This is a genomic window from Amycolatopsis sp. NPDC059657 (assembly GCF_042734395.1).
Lineage (GTDB): Bacteria > Actinomycetota > Actinomycetes > Mycobacteriales > Pseudonocardiaceae > Amycolatopsis.
Genome location: NZ_JBHWEB010000026.1, coordinates 1 through 15,730 on the forward strand (window position 1 = coordinate 1; position 15,730 = coordinate 15,730).

Genomic DNA, 15,730 nt, shown 5'->3' on the forward strand with positions numbered 1-15,730 from the left:
CGGCGTCGAGGTTCGTTGCCCGAGTAACTTGGCCGCGATGTGGACGGGGCGGACCGCCGATTACGGCCTCGATGGTCGGTGTTCTCTTATCCGGACGATGCGGTCAGGCGCCTGTGTCAGTGGCGCCCCTTGTCACGTCAGTGGGCCGTGTCTGCGGCACGGCATCGCACCTCTAACCGCAGCTGCCCCGTCCGTCGCAGTTGCAAGTTAACGAACGCCTCGTGCGCAACTTGACCGTTGCGTATGAGGCGTCGTATCAGAGTGACTCTTAGGTCTTTGGGTTCTTGTATTGTGCTATGCGCTTGGCTTCTTGTTCTTTAAATCTCTGCGCTTGTTTCGCGGAGATGGGAACAACCCTGAAAGTGCTTGTTGTGGGTTCAAGTGAGAGTAGCTGGTCGGAAAGTGTCCACCCGAGACTGGCTGTGAATTGCTCTTTGATTGTGGTGCCATCTTCCGTTTCCCAAGTGGGCGACGCTGATGGGATTATCGATCGTACGCCTGGGGGTGAGGATAGCGTAGTACTTGTAGTTGCGCTCCTGTTCTTCCTCTGGTGTGACTGCCTGCAAATTTGAAGAATTATCGGAGAATGTGACAGTGAAGCCACGATGACCCCGTTGGGGGTCCGCAGATTCTCGGTACTTTTCGCTACTCTCTCGAATTTGCTGGACTTGAGCCTCGGTAATGGGTGTGACTTGGTAGGTTTCATGTCCGTATTTTATGCGGATTAAAAGGTCTGACCACGCCCACTTTGAATCGTGTGTCAAAATCTCTTCTGCCTGCACGCCGTCGCCGCGATCTCCCTGGCGCAAGATCGCGAACGGATCGTCAGTCGTGGTGTTGTGGTCTACAATCGCATAGTAGCGGTATGTTTTCTGTGTCAAGAGTCCTCCCTGCGCTGCGGCGATCTCAGAGGCGGATGGCGCCGGCTGGAATTGGGACATCGCCAAATATTTCTCTCATTATAGCTTCTGCGGCTTCGATGTTGGCCGGCGTCTGGTTAGGTACCCGCTTCTCCTCGTACTGTGGGTGGGTACTTTGCTTTGCGTCAAAGCTATCGCGTGTGTGGAATTGAATTTCGAAGACCTGGCCTGTTTCTGGGTCGAGCCAGTTGGTGTTGAGTCCGCGATACGCGGCCTCGGCATCCCCGTTGTCGATCATCGCCTGGAGTATCTTTTCAAATTCAATGTTCCAATAGTTTGTTGTGTTGACTTCCTTGAATCCCTTTGCTTCAAGATATTTTGCAGCAGGTTTTCGAGCAGTTCCCGCCGCTCCGGCGACGGTTCCGCGGCCACTTCGTCGTATGCGGTGGCGAGTGCGTCCGAGTAGAGGTCGATCGTCCGCCAAACGGTCGAACTCATCGCCGCCGTTTGCGCCGAGCTGATGAACCCTGGCCCGGCCAGCCCCAGTAACGCCTAGTAGACGAAGATCCCGCCGATCCGGAACGCCCGCAGCACCGACGGCAGCGGGATGCCCTGCCGTGCCTGTGCCAGCCTGGTCTTGCGGGCGGCGTCGAGTGAGAGTTCGCGTCCGTCGGCGAACGAGATGAGCGCCCCGCTTCAGGTTCGCGCGGCAGGCCTGGCGCAGCTCATCGGGGGCGACGGTGTCGACCTGGTGGTAGAACTCGTCTTTCTCGCTGAGCAGCTTCGCCAGGCGGTCGGCGAACTCCGGGAGCCGCGTGAGCATCGCCTGCATGGGCTCACGCTGCTCCCGAGGAGCCGGAGTTGCGAGAGCCTCGGTGCCCATCCGCTGACTCTAGCCCGCCTTTGCGTGACGACACAGTTCACTGGATGTGACATCTGGGTGTCAACGGTGTCAAGGGGCCCGGACATCCAATGGTCGGTTGTCTGCAGGCTGCTGGGCTCGACGGTTCGGGATTTAGCGGGCTTTACTCCGGAAGGGCTCGCCCAGGCTCCCCGATTTCGGTTTTCGGCGCGTCCGGCTTCATGATCAGATCCGTTTGGAACCCGTACTGTTGTAGCTTCGGAATAGAATAAGGTTCCTCACTTCGGGCTCTCCGAAGTGAGGAACCTTAAGGGTCGTGATCGACACCTAGCGTGGTGTCTTAACCTTCTAGTTTTCGTCGTTCGACGCGTTCTGCCTGAAATTCCTCAAACCTTAGAGTGGCCTCTTCGTTGATCGGGAGGGCGTCATGACTGAGGCCTCCGTTGCTAATGCTCCGCAGGACGCTGGATTCTTCCCACTTTAAATTGATGGTAAATACTTCTTCGGATTCGATCCCCTCTTCTGGGCCCCATGCCCGGACCACTGTAAGAGGCTCCTCGACGGAGTAGTTCGGAGTTACGATTGCGTAGTATCTAAATTTTCGCTCTTGCATGAACTTCCCTGCTTGGGGAACTTGGGGATCTGCACTGCGCCTGGCGGGGGTGGCACGTTGCCGTAGATGAGTCTATTCGACTTCTGGAGTGCCTCTATCTCGGCCGCATCGGTCTCGCTGTTCAGTACTGTGTTGCGCCAAGTGCTGTTGATACGCACATATTTGCCGTTGGTCTCATTCCTTTTCCAATTGTTTTTCAGCTCAACCATTTCGAGACGCTGGGCCTTTAAGTGCTCAATGGTATCCAATTTCAAGATAGCACGCTGTCATTTATTTCAACAAAAGCATTGGCGACGGTTTCACTGAGGTCGAGTTCGTCAGCTTTACTTGGGACTGGCGGGCGAGTGGCGCCTCTGCTGTGTTAGATGCAGTGGAGGTGTCACTTGTCCATCGCGTCACGTGGTCAAGCGGGTTGGCTTAGGCTTCGCCGAAGATTGACGATTGTGACAATTGGGCTGCCCGTCTTGGTGAAAACCGATTCCATTGACTTGGTGAAAGAAAGGTTAACCCCTCCTCTTTGCTTATCCTGAAGAGGAGGGGTTAACGATCAATGTGACGCGATCGGCGCTTGTTGAATGTTCTTAATCGTCTTGCGCTCGCTTTGCAACTCGCTCTGCTTGAAATGCCTCGAACCTCAAAGCGGCTTCTTTGTCAATGGGGACGGCCTCGTAGTCGAGGCTTCCGGTGCTGATGCTGCGCAGTTTGCTGGATTGTTCCCATTTCAAATTTATCGTGAAGGATTCCTCGAGTTCGATGCCGGCTTCCGGACCCCATGCGCGAACTACTGTGACCGGCTCTTCTGTGGAGTAGTTAGAATCCGTAATTGCGTAGTATCTGTAATTTCGGTCGTGCATGGGAACTCCAAATTAGAATGGTCTCGTGATTTCGATCGCCCCAGGTGGGGAGGGAACGTTGCCAAAGATCAGTCTAGATGTCTCTCTGAGGGCGTTGATTTCGGCCTCTTGGGTCTCCTTGTTTAGGACGCGGATATCCTCGTAGATGGGATGCTCGATCGTCTTTGCCCAGTAGCTGTACTCTGTGTGGAACTGGACTTCAAAGATTTGCCCGGTTGCGGGGTCGCGCCAAGTGGTGTTGAGGCCCACGTACTTACCGTTGGTTTCGTTCTTCTTCCACAGATTGTTGAAGCCGGTCATTTCGAGATCCTGGCTTCGTAGTGTATCGAATGCTTTCTGTGTCAAGCTAGTGTATTGAGTCTCGGGGAGAGTTATGGTGTACCGAACACTGTCGTTAACCTTGCCAAATGCGTAATCTGCGGTTTGACCATCCGCGATTTCCGAAGCGATTTTCCGCTTGAGTGAATCTTCTCCTTTGAGTCGATATGGCCAACCTTCGGCTTTAGCGGCCGGTTCGCGCAAATCCTCGATTGTCCGCTCAATTTTAGGGGATATGGTTTTTTCGTTCTTCTCGGCCGCGGCGAGCAGGTCGTCCGCCCGCTTGTTAACTGAAGGATCGAGACCGAGTTCTTGGCCGTTCTGTCTGCCAATCCAGGAGCCGTCGTGCTGCGTGCCGGTGGGTAGTCCGGGCGCTTCCGGTCCCTTTGGAGGCTCGAACTTGATACCAGAGACTTCCAGCTTTCCGACACCTTGATCGAGGGAGAGTGTCGCGCTTTCGATCTTGGCGGTCCAGCCCTCCATGTTGGCCAAATTACGTTGACCGTTGTAGACGTATTCATTAATCCGGAAGAGTTGTCCATCGAGAGCAGCGACTCCTCTATTGAGGGTGACTGTGCCGTTCTCGATCTTGATCGTAAGCCCCACGACCTGAGCCGTGTCGCCCATAAACCTGCCAGGCACCATCTCGGCGACTTTGGCGGTGAATTCGCCTACCCTGCCGAAGCCGTTGCTGATCTTGGCAACCGCTCTCGAGAGCGCGGCGCTGACCGCCTCGGCGACCTTGCCGACGGCGCCAGACCCGCCGGGGATGGCGAACGTGGCGATGTCGAACAGGGTCATCCCGAGCGCCTTGCCCGGGTTCTCGTGCCAGTCGGTGAGGTGGATCACTTCGAACGGGTGGTTGTACAGGTTCGTGAGGCCGTTGCCGATCGTGGCGCATGCCTGACGCTGTCCGGGGTCAAGCGGGCTGCCGAGTCCGCAGTAGCCGAGGTTGAACAGCCCGATGCCGAAGTTCTTCGCGCTCTCGAACAGGCCGTCTTCCATGTTCTGCTGGAACAGGTAGATCTTGGCGCTGGCCAGCTGCCACGCGTCGCACGCGGCCTGCTGACCCTGTACACAGTGGATGATGTTCGAGAAATAGTCGCCGATTGCGGCGGAAACGTCGTTGTAGACGTCCTCGACGAATTTGCCGACGATCTTGCAGGCCCTGGTGTCCACAGTGCACTGCCAGATGCGGTACAGGGCGTTCTTGAAGCTGTCTTCGTACTGCTGCTGCCTGCGCGCTACTTCGGCTCGCTGTGCGTTGGCGTCCTCCACCTGCTTGAGCATCGAGATGATCTCGGTGGTGAACTCGTGGATCGAGTTCGTCGACGCGTTCGCCCAGTCCCGGATCTCTTCGGCTTCGCCTGCCGCGCGCTGCGCCGCCTCCGCCGCCCCGGTGGCCATCATGGCCGCACGTCCGGCGAGGGTGGCGTCGGATCGTGCCGAAGACGCGGATTGGGTGGCGTTGGTGGCGGCCCGGTGCGCACCGGCTGCCGCCTGCACGGCTGCGCGAGCCGCTTCGGTGGCGCTGTCCGCGTCCTGTGCCGCCTGCAACGCCGAGTTCGCGGCGCGAGCGGCGGCTTCGTAGGCGGCCTTCATCTCCTCGACCGCGGTGTCCGCGGCTTGACGGGCCCGCTGGGCCGCTTCCCCTGCCTCGGCCGCCTTGTCCTTGGCGGACTTGGCCTGCTCGTCGCCGATCATCAACGCGTTTGCGGCCACGTCCATCGCTCGGCGCGCGTCGGCGTTGATGCCGGCGAACGACCTGGCGATGATCGTGGCCGTCTTGGCGGGGTCGACGACCATCGCGGAGGAGGCGCTGGCCGCGTAAGCCGCCCGATCGGCGACGTAGGTCTGGAACACCGCCTGGTTGCTCTCGGAGATCGCGGCTTCCGCCTCGTAGCGGGTGTGGTCCGCGTCGGCCTGCGACTGGGCGGCCGCACTCGCCGCCTCCATCGCAAGACGGTTCGCCTCATCGGCAGCGCGGCGGGCGGTGAGCGCTTCCTGATCCGCCTGTGCCGCCGCCTGCCTGGCGCGCTGAGCTTCGGCGCTCGCCGCCGCGGCCTCCGACCTGGCCACCGCCGCGGCGTTACGGGCACGTTCGGCGCTGGCGCCCGCGGCGTTGGCGTTGTCACGTGCGCGTTTGGTCGCCTCGGCGATGTCCTTGGTGGCCTCGTCCGCGTTCTTCCCGGCTTTGGTCGCCTCGTCGCGAGCTCGCCGCAGAGTCTGCTCGCTGGTGTCGGCGACCTTGATCTGTGCCCACCAGTAGGGAATCGTGAATTCCATGCTGGCGGCGGTCGTCTTGACGTCCGCGATCGCCTTCGATTCCCTGGTGCTGGCCTTCGCCGCGGCGTTACGCGCGCTGATCGCGGCGTTGCCCTTGTTGATCGCGTTGATGCCGGCGCTCTGGGCGTTGATCCGCGCGGTCCTGGCGTTGGCGGCGTGCTGACGTGCCTTGCGTGCCGCGTCTTCGGCGACGGCCTGCTGAGCCCTGGCCCTGTCTCTGGCCTGGACCGCGATCTGCAACTGGACCTTCGCCGCGGCCGCGAGATCCGCGGCGATCTGGGCTTGCCGGTCTGCTTCTTCGCGCCACTTGCGCGCGTTGTCGGCGTGCTCCTGCGCGTTCGCGTCGGCATCGAGCGCGCGGCTGTCGGCCAGTGTGGCTTCGGTCGCGTGCTGCGCGGTCTCTGTCGCCTTCGCCGCCGCCTGGGTGGCGGAGCCCACCGCGATGGTGACCTTGGCCCAGTCGACGCCGTTGGTCATGCCGGTGTGGATCAGGTTGGCCGCCGCGTTCTGCACCTGCGCGGTGGTGCTGGCGGCGAAGTCCGCCGCCGCGGCCGCGCTCTCGGTCTGGCGGGTGGCTTCTGCTCGCAGCGCGTCGATGTCGGCGTTGCGTCCACGGTGGCCGTTGGCCCGAAGCGGCTTGTCTTCCTGCAGGATCTCGTCCGCGCGCTGCGCGGCCGCCCTGCCCCGCAGCATGGCTTGGCTGGCGTTGTCGAGGAACTGGACCGCGTCGATGTTGGCTCGCAGGATGGTCGTGCGCGCCTTCGCCGCGTCGGCTGACCGCTGCGCGATCGCGGTCAGTTCCGCGATGGCCTTGTTCCGGTCGTCCAGCGCCTTTTCGATGACCTTCTGGTACTCGTGGTCGCGGTTGTTCGCTTGGGCGTAGCCGGTTTTGTAGAACGCTTCGATCTGCGCGTAGTCGCCGCTGGCGAGCGCGGCCGCGCCTTCGGTCTTCACCTGCGGCCCGCCTTGGGCGACCATGGCGCGCACGCGGCCGGTGATCCGCTCGCGCTCCGCCTTCGAGTCGATCTCGGCCTGGGCGTCCTGCTTCTCGGCGATCTCCTTGCCGAAAGCGACGAAGTCGTTGATCCGGGTGTCGTCCCCGCTGTCGATCGCAGCCTTCGCGCCCGCCCGCACGTTGGGCCCGCCGTTCTCGACCCAGCCCTTGACCGTCTCGCGATTGGCGAGCGTGGTCAGCCGCTTGCGTTCGGCGGCCCGCTTCTTCGCCGCGGGCTCGCCGTAGTCGAGGAAGTCGAGGATCACCGCCGGGTCGTTGGTGGCCAGCGCGGCTTGAGCCGCCTCACGGACCTCGGGGTCATTGGCGAGCCTGGCGATGTCTTCGACGAGCTGGCGGTTGAACGCGTCCTCGTCATCGTCCGCGACCGCTGCGGTTGTCATCGGAGTCGCGGCCATCGGGACGGGCGGCGGCTGGACGCCCGCGGCGTTGGCCGTGGTGCCGCTCAGCAGCGCGATGATCATCGCGAGGACGATGACCACGCTGCTTCTGGATGTGGTTCTCACTGGTTCCCCCCATTGCGACTCTCCGCCGCGGTCGCACTCGCTCGGGCCTGCTCCGCCGTCGCGGCCCACTTGGCGGCCTGCGTGACCGCCCATTCGGCTTCCTCTGCCCACGAGGCCTGGTTGGCGCCCGCCCTGGCGAGCACGCTCGCCCAGTCCTGGCCGGTCGTGGCGGCGTGGGCATGGTCGGCGACGCCCGACCAGGCGGCGGCTTGCGCGGCAGCTTTGTCCCGCTCGGCCATCCAGTTCACAGTGGACTGCCCGGCGACGTCGGCGAGCGTGCGCCACGCGGCGATCGCGTCCGCACGTGCCTTGTCCGCCAGCACTCCGCTGGTCTCGCGTTCGGTTCGTTCGGCAGCGAGCGCGGCTTCCAGAAGCCGCTTCACGCTGTTCTGCCACAACGCGTCCCGATCAGCGGTGAACATGCGAAACGCTTCGTTGTCCAGTTTCGCGGCGCTGGCCCAGTAGTAGGCGAAGAAATCCGCGATGCCGGCATCGTCGCCGTCACGCAGCGCGCGGCTCGCGGCCGCCCGGACCTGCGGCCCTGGATCGTTGACCGACAGGTCGGTGACGTAATCGCGGTCGGCTCGGGCTTGTTCGGCGACGTGCTGCTCGTATTTGTTGTCGTTCAGCCGATCCGCTTCTTGCGCCTTGTCGAATCCGGTGCGGACGTACTCGTCTTTCTCGGTGTCGGTGCCCAGCAGCGCACGCTCGGCGGTGACGCGCACGTTGCTGCCGGTCAGCGAGGTGGTGATGGTGCGCTGGATGATTCCGGTGTTGCGGCGCGCGTTGTCGGCCGCACGCGCCCTTGCCTTGTCCAAGCCGGTGGCCAGGAATTCGGCGATCGCCTCGTCGCCCCGGCTGCTCAGCAGCGCCGTCCATGCGGAGGTCTGGACCTCTGGCCGTGGATCTCGCTTCGCGATCCGCTTGACCCTCGCCCGGTCCGCTGCCGCTTGCTGAGCCGGATCGGGTGCGGTGATCACCGTGTCCGCGACAGCCGCGGCGGATCCGATGGAACCCGTTGCCCCCATGACTATCGCGGCGACCATGACCGCGCGTATGAGCGTATGACGCCCCACGTGGTTTTCCCCCCTGCAAATGTGAAATTAGAATTTGCCCGACCTTTTTCTAGCACGTGTCGAACCGGCCGAAGGTCGGGGGTTTGGTGATGTGGATCACCAAACTTGCGTGTAACGCGAATCGCGTGCGAAGGTCCGATCGGCATTCGGCTACGGGGAGCCGGTTACTCTTTTTGGGTGATGCCGCACGGTTAACTGAATTGAGGGGGGAATTTCTGGTGCTCACCAGAACATCTGTTGTGCGCGGGATAGCCGCGCTCGCGGCCGTGGCATCGCTGGCCGCCGGCGTGACCACCGCTCCCGCGATCGCCGCGCCTGTATCGGCATCTGCACAGGTCACGGTCCCGGAGTCGTCGGAAGAGGCAAAGGTTGCCGCGGCTCGGGTGCTGGGTATCCAGGCTCGCGAAGACCTGCTTGTGCTCAGCGACAAGAACTTTGTCATCGCTCTGTGGCAGAAAGCCAAAGACGGCAGCGAGATCAAGGCGGCCGCGCTGCGCGCGTTCACCGACAATGGCGACGAACTGGCCTGCAAGAAGTACATCGAGACCGGCATCTACGAGGCCGACCGGCTCGACCAGATTGCCAAAGCCGTAAAAGCACAACGTGACACCGAGCGACGATCGGCCGCGCAGGAGCTCGGCATTGTCGCAACCGATGAAATGCTGGACGCGACCAGTGAGAATTTCATTTTCCGCCTGTGGGAACGCGCCGAGACCGGCAGCGACGTGAAGAAGGCCGCGGTCGCGGTCCTCAAACAGGGGACCACAGAGGAACAGCGCCAGGCCTTCATCGTCAAGGGCATCCACGACGCGGCCGCGATCGATCGCCAGCGCAAGATCGATGAGGCCGACCGGCTCGAACGGGAGGCCGCCGAGCGCAAGGCCAACCAGGAGGCGAAGGCCGCGGCATTCGCCGCCGCGCTGAACGTGATCGCGAGCGACGCGGACAAGAACCTGCCCGATCACGAGTTCATCTACGAGATCGTCAGGCGCACCGCCGGCGCCCAGGTCAAGGCAGCCGCACAGGCCGCCTATGACAGCCGGGAGCCCGCCGTCTGGAAGGCGTTCATCTACACCGGTGTGCACGCGGCGCATAAAGCCGACGTCGACGAGCGCAACCGCCTCGAGGCCATCGAGGCCGAACGCCAGGTCCGGGTGATCCTCGACGCGGCCGAGCGCGATGGCTTCCAGCCCAATCTCGTCGCCGCCGCACGTGCCGCGCTGGCCGGAACCGTCGCAGACCGTAACGCCTTCTTGAACACCGGCCGCCACACCGCCGCGAAAGCCGACCTGATCAAGCCGAAGAACAACCGGGTCATCGAGCTGCAGGGCACCCAGTCCGGGCGTTGCCTGCAGGTCTCCGGTCTCTGGGACCAGCCCGACGAGGGCGCCAACGCCGACGGGGCCACCACCGAGCTGTGGGACTGCCAGCGCGGACCCAAGCAGGTCTGGGAGCTACTGGCCAAGGACAACGGCCAGTACATGTTGCAGAACCTCGGCTCGAAGCGCTGCCTGGACCTCAACGGCGATCTGGTCGTCCAGAATGGCTGCGACGACGACAGCGCGACTCAGCGCTGGGAGTTCCTCGAGAACGCCAACGGCACCTTCCAGCTCCGCAATGTCGCGACCGGCAAGTTCGCCACCGCTCTGGACTCCGGGACCGCCAACGCGACGCTGGTGGTGCAGTACACGAACACCAACGCGATCGACCAGCAGTGGCGCATCATCGATCCCACCCATGTCTCGTGGACCGTCGCGATGACCCCTGGCACCGTCGAGCTCAAGAGCGTCGACTCCGGTCGGTGCCTGCAGGTCGCCGGCCGCACGGACCGGCCCGACGCCGGGGCCAACGCTGACTTGGCGCGCACCGAGATCTGGGACTGCACCCAGGGAGTCAAGCAGGTGTGGGAACTGATCTCGCTGGGAGAAAAGAAGTACGGGCTCAAGAACAAGAACTCCGGCAAGTGCCTGGACATGCTCAACAGCGATCCTGCCAACGGTGCGCCGCTGATCCAGTACAGCTGCCACTTCGCCGGCTCACAGCAGTGGGTGTTCACCCAGGGCGACAACGGCAGCCTCGGCCTGGCTAGCGCCTACACCGGCAAATTCGCCGATGTCGAGAACGCTTACACCGCCAATGGCTCGGCCGTCATCCAGCAGGACGGCACAGGGGAGCTCAACCAGCGGTGGACGGTGCACCAACTCACCACCGCATAGACAGCCTGCGCGAGGTGCGGGTGCAACGCAGGCCCTGGTGGCATGCACGGACCTACAGTTGACTCAATGGCCCGCTGGCACGATCTCGAGACTTCGGGGTCTGCCAGCGGGCTTGTTTTATGCAAAGAAGGCAAGTGCGGACGCCGGTCCATAGGCATCGAAGATGCACCACTCCGGCCACTTAGTTGCTGGGCTTGGACCTATGCCGACTCCGCATCATGGCCGACACGTTGGCGGCCTGCGGGTCGCCAGCTTCCGCTTTGCCTCCGGCGCAGTGGGTTCTCAGTCCGCGCGGAGTCCGATCCGACTCTTCGCAATGTTACGTATCTTCTTGGTGCTGCCGGACTCGGCGAGCAGGTCGAGTACCGGCGCTGACGTCGTTTCTTCGGCTAGGAGGCGCTGCATCCAGTCCGTGATCTCCGCCAACTCTGCCGCCGTCGGCACCTGGCCCTCTGCAACGGATAGGTAGAGCGACCAGTCGCGGACACGGTGGCGGATGAACGCGCGGTGGCCTTCCGCTTTGAGGTGATCCAGTGCCGGCAGAAGTTCAGCGGCCCAGTGCTCGAAGGAGGCCGGATCGGTTGCCTGCCTCGCGATCTCGTCCACGAGTGCCACGACCGCGGTCTTGGACGTGAGCTCTTGAGGGTCACGCAGGATGGTGGCCACGATCGCGAGGTCACCGTTGCGGTTGGGCGAGGCGACTGCCACCGCAACTATGCGCTGGTAGGCGGCAGAGCGCACGCGCTCGTCCGCGACGGCCTCATCGACGTCCACGTCGACAATCCCGGCGTCTGTGAGCAAGGTGGTCAGATCCGTATGCAGTGTCATTTTGCCCCACCGGCGAGGCGGGGAAGGGACTCCTGTGTCAGCACCGGTTTGTCCTCAGTACCCGGCCTTCGACTCGAAGTCCCTGAGCCAGTGCCGGAAGTCGTCTTCGCCGTAGAGGTAGACACCAGGATCGGTTTCGGTGTCAGCACCGCTGAGCCAATCAAGGGTGTCCCGCACGACCTCGTCCTCGACATCGCCGGCTTCTTCGGTGATCCACGGTGTTGCCCAATCCGAAGCCTCGCGCGGGCTGACCTCACCGGAGATCAGGCCCCGCAGGATTTCCCGGACCTCGTCCCTGGTCGGTTCCTGACTGCCGTGAGTCGTCATGCGTCGATCCTGTTTCCGTCGGCGTCGAAGGTGTGGTGCACCTGGGGACCTGGGAGTCCAACAGCGCCAGCAGCTCTTTGGCCAGCTTTCTGGCGGAGCTACCGTCGGACCGGTCATCGGCTACGTCACGCAGGAGTCCCGCTGCGTCGCGGATCTGGCGCTCGACTGCTTCTAGCAGGTCGACAGGTCGCCCATCGGCGCCCTGGTAGCTGGCGTAGCCGGGCTCGGGCACAAAACAGCCCCACCAGTCCAACAACGCGCTCAGCACCTCGATACGCGGCTTGCCCGGCATGTCCCGGATAACCTTGAGAAGGATGGTCATCGCAGGGACCACGGCTGGGTACAGCGCCCCAGCGTGGTCATTGCCCACCGCGGCCATCAACCGGCCGACCGCCAAAGCGGCGTTGTCAGCCGACACTGACGCCGCTAACTCTTCAACAGCGCCGGCGGCTGCCTCTGGCCGGTACCACGTCGGGCCGGGCAACGCGAACCAATCGATGGTCGTCCAGGCGTCCATCGCACCACCGTACTCAAGCCGCCGTCGCCGGCACGCCGAAATTAACCCGATGCACAGCGTGCGCCGACAAGCTACCGATCAGCGGTGCTGAGAGTGCGTTGCGGCCGAGCAGCGACAAGGGTATTTGGTAGTCAGTCGCGATACCTCGTAGGTCGCTGCTGAAGTGGCTCTCGTCTGGTCACTTCTCGTGCGACGCCCACCCAGCGAGGTTCGGAACCGAGGTGGAAAGCCGTGCACTGGACCGCGAACGCGGCCACGACCTTCCCTGACGACAGCAAGAACTCCACGCCGAGACTTCCGGGGCTGACATCGACTACATCAGCTGCCGAAAGTATGTGGCTTCGCCAAGGATTGACCACTCGTAATCGGTCACCGCCGAGTTCAATGCGTGAACGAAACGCCGACCACACCAGCAGCCCCATGGCGACGTAGAGCACCGCGGCCCAGAACCATTCGGACGCGGGCATGCCATCACGCTGCCACTCCGGGTTGAGCAGCAAAGGCTGGAACCACACGAATGGCGACAGCAGCAGCGGCACCGCCACGGAAAGCAAACGAACCCACCACCGCACACGCCAAACTCGACGACTTCTGGGCGATCCGATCACTTCGTGATCGTTCCATGGCTCTCCGACCTTGGCTGAGGGCGCCCCAGGGAGGCGCGCTGAGCGGACGCGGCCAGCTGTCTGGAACGATAAATCCGTGGACATCGCATGGCCCGGGCAGCGCGAGGACGTGCTCGTCGCACTCGAAGTGCTCGCGGCAGAACCTCCGGTGCTGGACGACGCGGGACGAGACACGCGATGGCCTGACCTCACCAACGCTATCCACTGGTTTGTGGATGACACAGGGTGGGATCAGCAGGATCCGGCCACCTCAATCGGGACAATTCTCCGCAACGAGCACGAGGCCGACCTGGTTCGCGATGTCGTGGCCGCGGTCGTCGCCGTGTCGGATCGTCAAGGTGCCACGAGTTCGGATGCGGCCTGGTTCGCCGATGGCGGTTGGTGCGAAGTTCGGCGGCTCGCCACCGACGCACTCACCTTCCTGGCACGGTGAAAGCGCTCGGTCAGCTCCGGAAAATGGCGGCGATGATGGCGTAGGAACCTGTTTTTCAGGGGCGGTGGGCATCCGCGCCAGGGGAGCGGACGCCGAGGAGGAGACTGGCCGGGTGTCTAGTGGCGAACGACGGAATCGGGCGGCCATGCGCCGTGCCGCGGTCGACGGCGTGGCGGCGTACCTAGCCGACGAGGACGCGGACGTCTACAACATCACCGACGCCGCCGTCCGCGAGAACGCGATGGGGGCAGCGTTGAACCTGGTCGCGCTGGCAGCGGCAGCTGTCACGGCCGTCGCCGAGGCGACCGGCCGCACACCACACGAGGCTCTACGCTCGATCGACCAAGAATGCGTTGGCGAGGCACTCGGGGAGGCCACATGACGTCACCGGCACGGCGCAGATATGACGTCATCGACTGTTCGGTAGTCGGCCAGGCGCACTACGGGCTCCTGATCGAATCCGAGGATGGCGAACGTGGGTTCGTCGACCGCGCGCATATCTCAGACGATCCGGGCGAGCCATGGCCGGTGGTGGGCCAACGGTTGCGCTGCGTCGTACTGGGCTACACGAACGACGGCAGGCTCCGAGCCGCGTCGACTCCCACGTATGTCGAGATGGTGGCCACGGCGGAAGATCCCGCCCTGGCGGCGGCCCGGTGGAGTTCGCTGACCGGCAGGTGAGAACAGCGCCAGGGTCACTGCTCGCGCTTGTCCGTGAGCTCCTCGATCTTGGCGATGATTTCCCTGTCGGATGCGACGCTGAGCACGGTGAGTCCGCTAGGACCAGGTGCCCGCTTGAGCAGCCCGAGCTTCACCGACAGCCACGCTCGCAGGTCAGCAAGCTCTTGGCGCAGCGCATTCCGCTCCGCGCGCACGTCCTCGAAGCGCTCCTCCACATCAGCCTGCTCCCTCACGATGCCAGTCTCACATAAGCCTGCCGCCTGGACGCACGGCTCCGATTGGCTCGCTGCTACTCGGCATGAGTGAGCGAGGGTCTGGACTGCGTGCGCGGTCAACGAGTGGCTAGTGGGGCCGAACGAGGTCGATCAAGCTGTACGAGCCGTCTTCGTGCCGCTCGAAGTACGGTGTGTACCCACCCGGGTTGCCGACACGATGCTTGGGCAAGAACACGCCGTATGTGTGGTCAGCCCAGCCTGGGCAAGCTGTTCGGACGTCTGCTGGCCGAAACCGTTCCGGCAAGGTCCCCTGTGTCCGAGCCTGCCGGATGTCCTCGACGAGCCGACTCATGGCAGCAGCATCGCACGCCGCCTATGCCGCAGGCAGCGCGAGTGTTGGTCACCGACTGGCGACAGTGACGCGTGTCGCGGGCAACCCGGTCAGCGGCATGTGCGGACGTCAGAACCCGCGGAAGACACCATTGTTGTCTACCGAACTCGTGAAGTCCGCCCAGTCCATGTTCGCCAGGTTGATGTTGTTCTCCACGCTCCACAGCTCGGCGGGTACCACTCGGAATGGCTGATGGTCGCGTCGGTCACCGCCACGGTGTGAGGCGACCCGAACAGCGAGGATGGGATGCTCAGCGCTGCTGAGAGTTGTCTCATCCGCGAGGAACGACACGACCGGCCCAGCTGACTGCTTCTCCGCCAAAGCCTCAGCGGTTAGGCCCTCGAAGGCTGGGGCGTCCACGAGAGCGACCGTGGCAAGGAACCCCTCGCCGCTGGGTGCCTGAACCCGTCGAACCAGAGATTCCCATGCGCCGTCACCGCCGAACCATGTGCGGACAAGAACGGAGGCGCTCGGCAGCGCTGTCATACCGAAACCATAGCCACACCGGCGGCACCGGCCCCGATAGCGACGGGCCGCGCGAGCGTCGTCTGGCTCTCCAGGTGTCGCTGCAATTCCGACTCAACGTGGCCGCATCTGTTAGCCGACCCGGCTTCGATCGTCGCGAGAGCGTCTCGGCACAGCTGGGCCGACTTCTCGTCCTGGAGTTCTTCATAGATGGGGATGCTTTCGCGGGCGTTGTCGGCGGCGAACTGCCACTGAGCTCGTGTCAACCGAATGGCGATGATCTGATCGAACGGCGGCCAGTCACCGTTCACCCAGGGGACCTGGTCCCACCCCGCTTGCCGGATGTCTCGCCCGATGCGCACAGCCTGCTCATCTCCGTCGACTGCGGCAAGAGACACGACATTGTCGATCCCGGCATCGATACCCGCCCAGACGCGGGCAGTCATGTGCAGTGTGGCCGGCTCATCTGGCAGGTGATTCATGGAAGACATCCTGCATCCACCCCGTCAAGCTGTTCAAGATCGGCCGTGCGCTCGCTAGGGCAGGCACGGTTGCCGTTTCGATGAGCCACCTCAGCGATCTCATATGTACGTCGCGAATGAGAACGCGTTGACGACCACACAAAAAGGTTCTGGCACGGGAAA

16 protein-coding genes are annotated in these 15,730 nt (G+C 63.2%); 4 read left to right on the top strand and 12 right to left on the bottom strand.

Annotated elements, in window-relative coordinates; genetic code table 11:
* Positions 1-377: 377 nt before the first annotated feature.
* The 6 genes from ACFV15_RS16590 to ACFV15_RS16615 all read right to left on the bottom strand — a co-directional run bounded on the left by ACFV15_RS16590 (position 378) and on the right by ACFV15_RS16615 (position 8,357).
* Positions 378-881: a hypothetical protein gene (locus ACFV15_RS16590; protein WP_378351320.1), complete on the bottom strand. Its 504-nt coding sequence runs from the start codon at positions 879-881 to the stop codon at positions 378-380.
* Between the two features lie 25 nt (positions 882-906).
* Positions 907-1,692, bottom strand: a complete 786-nt coding sequence (locus ACFV15_RS16595; RefSeq protein ID WP_378351321.1) for a hypothetical protein — start codon at positions 1,690-1,692, stop codon at positions 907-909.
* 606 nt (positions 1,693-2,298) lie between these two features.
* Positions 2,299-2,589 (bottom strand): hypothetical protein, encoded by a 291-nt coding sequence (locus ACFV15_RS16600; protein WP_378351322.1) that lies wholly within the window; start codon positions 2,587-2,589, stop codon positions 2,299-2,301.
* 327 nt (positions 2,590-2,916) lie between these two features.
* Positions 2,917-3,189, bottom strand: a complete 273-nt coding sequence (locus tag ACFV15_RS16605; protein ID WP_378351323.1) for a hypothetical protein — start codon at positions 3,187-3,189, stop codon at positions 2,917-2,919.
* A gap of 12 nt (positions 3,190-3,201) precedes the next feature.
* Complete coding sequence (locus tag ACFV15_RS16610) at positions 3,202-7,269, bottom strand: hypothetical protein (RefSeq protein ID WP_378351324.1); 4,068 nt, start codon at positions 7,267-7,269, stop codon at positions 3,202-3,204.
* A gap of 38 nt (positions 7,270-7,307) precedes the next feature.
* Positions 7,308-8,357: a hypothetical protein gene (locus ACFV15_RS16615; RefSeq protein WP_378351325.1), complete on the bottom strand. Its 1,050-nt coding sequence runs from the start codon at positions 8,355-8,357 to the stop codon at positions 7,308-7,310.
* A 119-nt stretch (positions 8,358-8,476) separates the two neighbouring features.
* On the opposite strand from ACFV15_RS16615, the gene ACFV15_RS16620 reads away from it, so the two are divergent.
* Entirely contained in the window at positions 8,477-10,603 is a 2,127-nt protein-coding gene (locus ACFV15_RS16620) for an RICIN domain-containing protein (protein ID WP_378351326.1), read from the top strand.
* A 282-nt stretch (positions 10,604-10,885) separates the two neighbouring features.
* Here the strand turns inward: ACFV15_RS16620 and ACFV15_RS16625 are convergent, their stop codons facing one another.
* The 3 genes from ACFV15_RS16625 to ACFV15_RS16635 form a co-directional block, all read right to left on the bottom strand.
* Positions 10,886-11,431, bottom strand: coding sequence for a hypothetical protein (locus tag ACFV15_RS16625; RefSeq protein ID WP_378351327.1), 546 nt, complete (start codon positions 11,429-11,431; stop codon positions 10,886-10,888).
* A 54-nt stretch (positions 11,432-11,485) separates the two neighbouring features.
* Complete coding sequence (locus tag ACFV15_RS16630) at positions 11,486-11,758, bottom strand: hypothetical protein (RefSeq protein WP_378351328.1); 273 nt, start codon at positions 11,756-11,758, stop codon at positions 11,486-11,488.
* A gap of 648 nt (positions 11,759-12,406) precedes the next feature.
* Positions 12,407-12,820 carry a hypothetical protein gene (locus ACFV15_RS16635; protein ID WP_378351329.1) on the bottom strand — a complete coding sequence of 138 codons (414 nt, stop codon included), beginning with the start codon at positions 12,818-12,820 and terminating at the stop codon, positions 12,407-12,409.
* 157 nt (positions 12,821-12,977) lie between these two features.
* Between ACFV15_RS16635 and ACFV15_RS16640 the strand changes: the two genes are divergently transcribed.
* The 3 genes from ACFV15_RS16640 to ACFV15_RS16650 all read left to right on the top strand — a co-directional run bounded on the left by ACFV15_RS16640 (position 12,978) and on the right by ACFV15_RS16650 (position 14,015).
* Positions 12,978-13,334, top strand: coding sequence for a hypothetical protein (locus tag ACFV15_RS16640; RefSeq protein ID WP_378351330.1), 357 nt, complete (start codon positions 12,978-12,980; stop codon positions 13,332-13,334).
* 112 nt (positions 13,335-13,446) lie between these two features.
* Entirely contained in the window at positions 13,447-13,716 is a 270-nt protein-coding gene (locus ACFV15_RS16645) for a hypothetical protein (protein WP_378351331.1), read from the top strand.
* Positions 13,713-14,015, top strand: coding sequence for a hypothetical protein (locus ACFV15_RS16650; RefSeq protein WP_378351332.1), 303 nt, complete (start codon positions 13,713-13,715; stop codon positions 14,013-14,015). Before ACFV15_RS16645 ends, ACFV15_RS16650 begins: the two co-directional genes overlap by 4 nt.
* A gap of 14 nt (positions 14,016-14,029) precedes the next feature.
* On the opposite strand, the gene ACFV15_RS16655 is transcribed toward ACFV15_RS16650, so the two are convergent.
* The 3 genes from ACFV15_RS16655 to ACFV15_RS16665 form a co-directional block, all read right to left on the bottom strand.
* Positions 14,030-14,248 carry a hypothetical protein gene (locus ACFV15_RS16655; RefSeq protein ID WP_378351333.1) on the bottom strand — a complete coding sequence of 73 codons (219 nt, stop codon included), beginning with the start codon at positions 14,246-14,248 and terminating at the stop codon, positions 14,030-14,032.
* 442 nt (positions 14,249-14,690) lie between these two features.
* The gene (locus ACFV15_RS16660; RefSeq protein WP_378351334.1) at positions 14,691-15,107 is read right to left on the bottom strand and encodes a DUF6924 domain-containing protein; all 417 of its coding nucleotides are present in this window, start codon (positions 15,105-15,107) and stop codon (positions 14,691-14,693) included.
* Positions 15,104-15,568 (bottom strand): hypothetical protein, encoded by a 465-nt coding sequence (locus tag ACFV15_RS16665; RefSeq protein WP_378351335.1) that lies wholly within the window; start codon positions 15,566-15,568, stop codon positions 15,104-15,106. The genes ACFV15_RS16660 and ACFV15_RS16665 overlap by 4 nt, the downstream gene beginning before the upstream one ends.
* Positions 15,569-15,730: the final 162 nt, after the last annotated feature.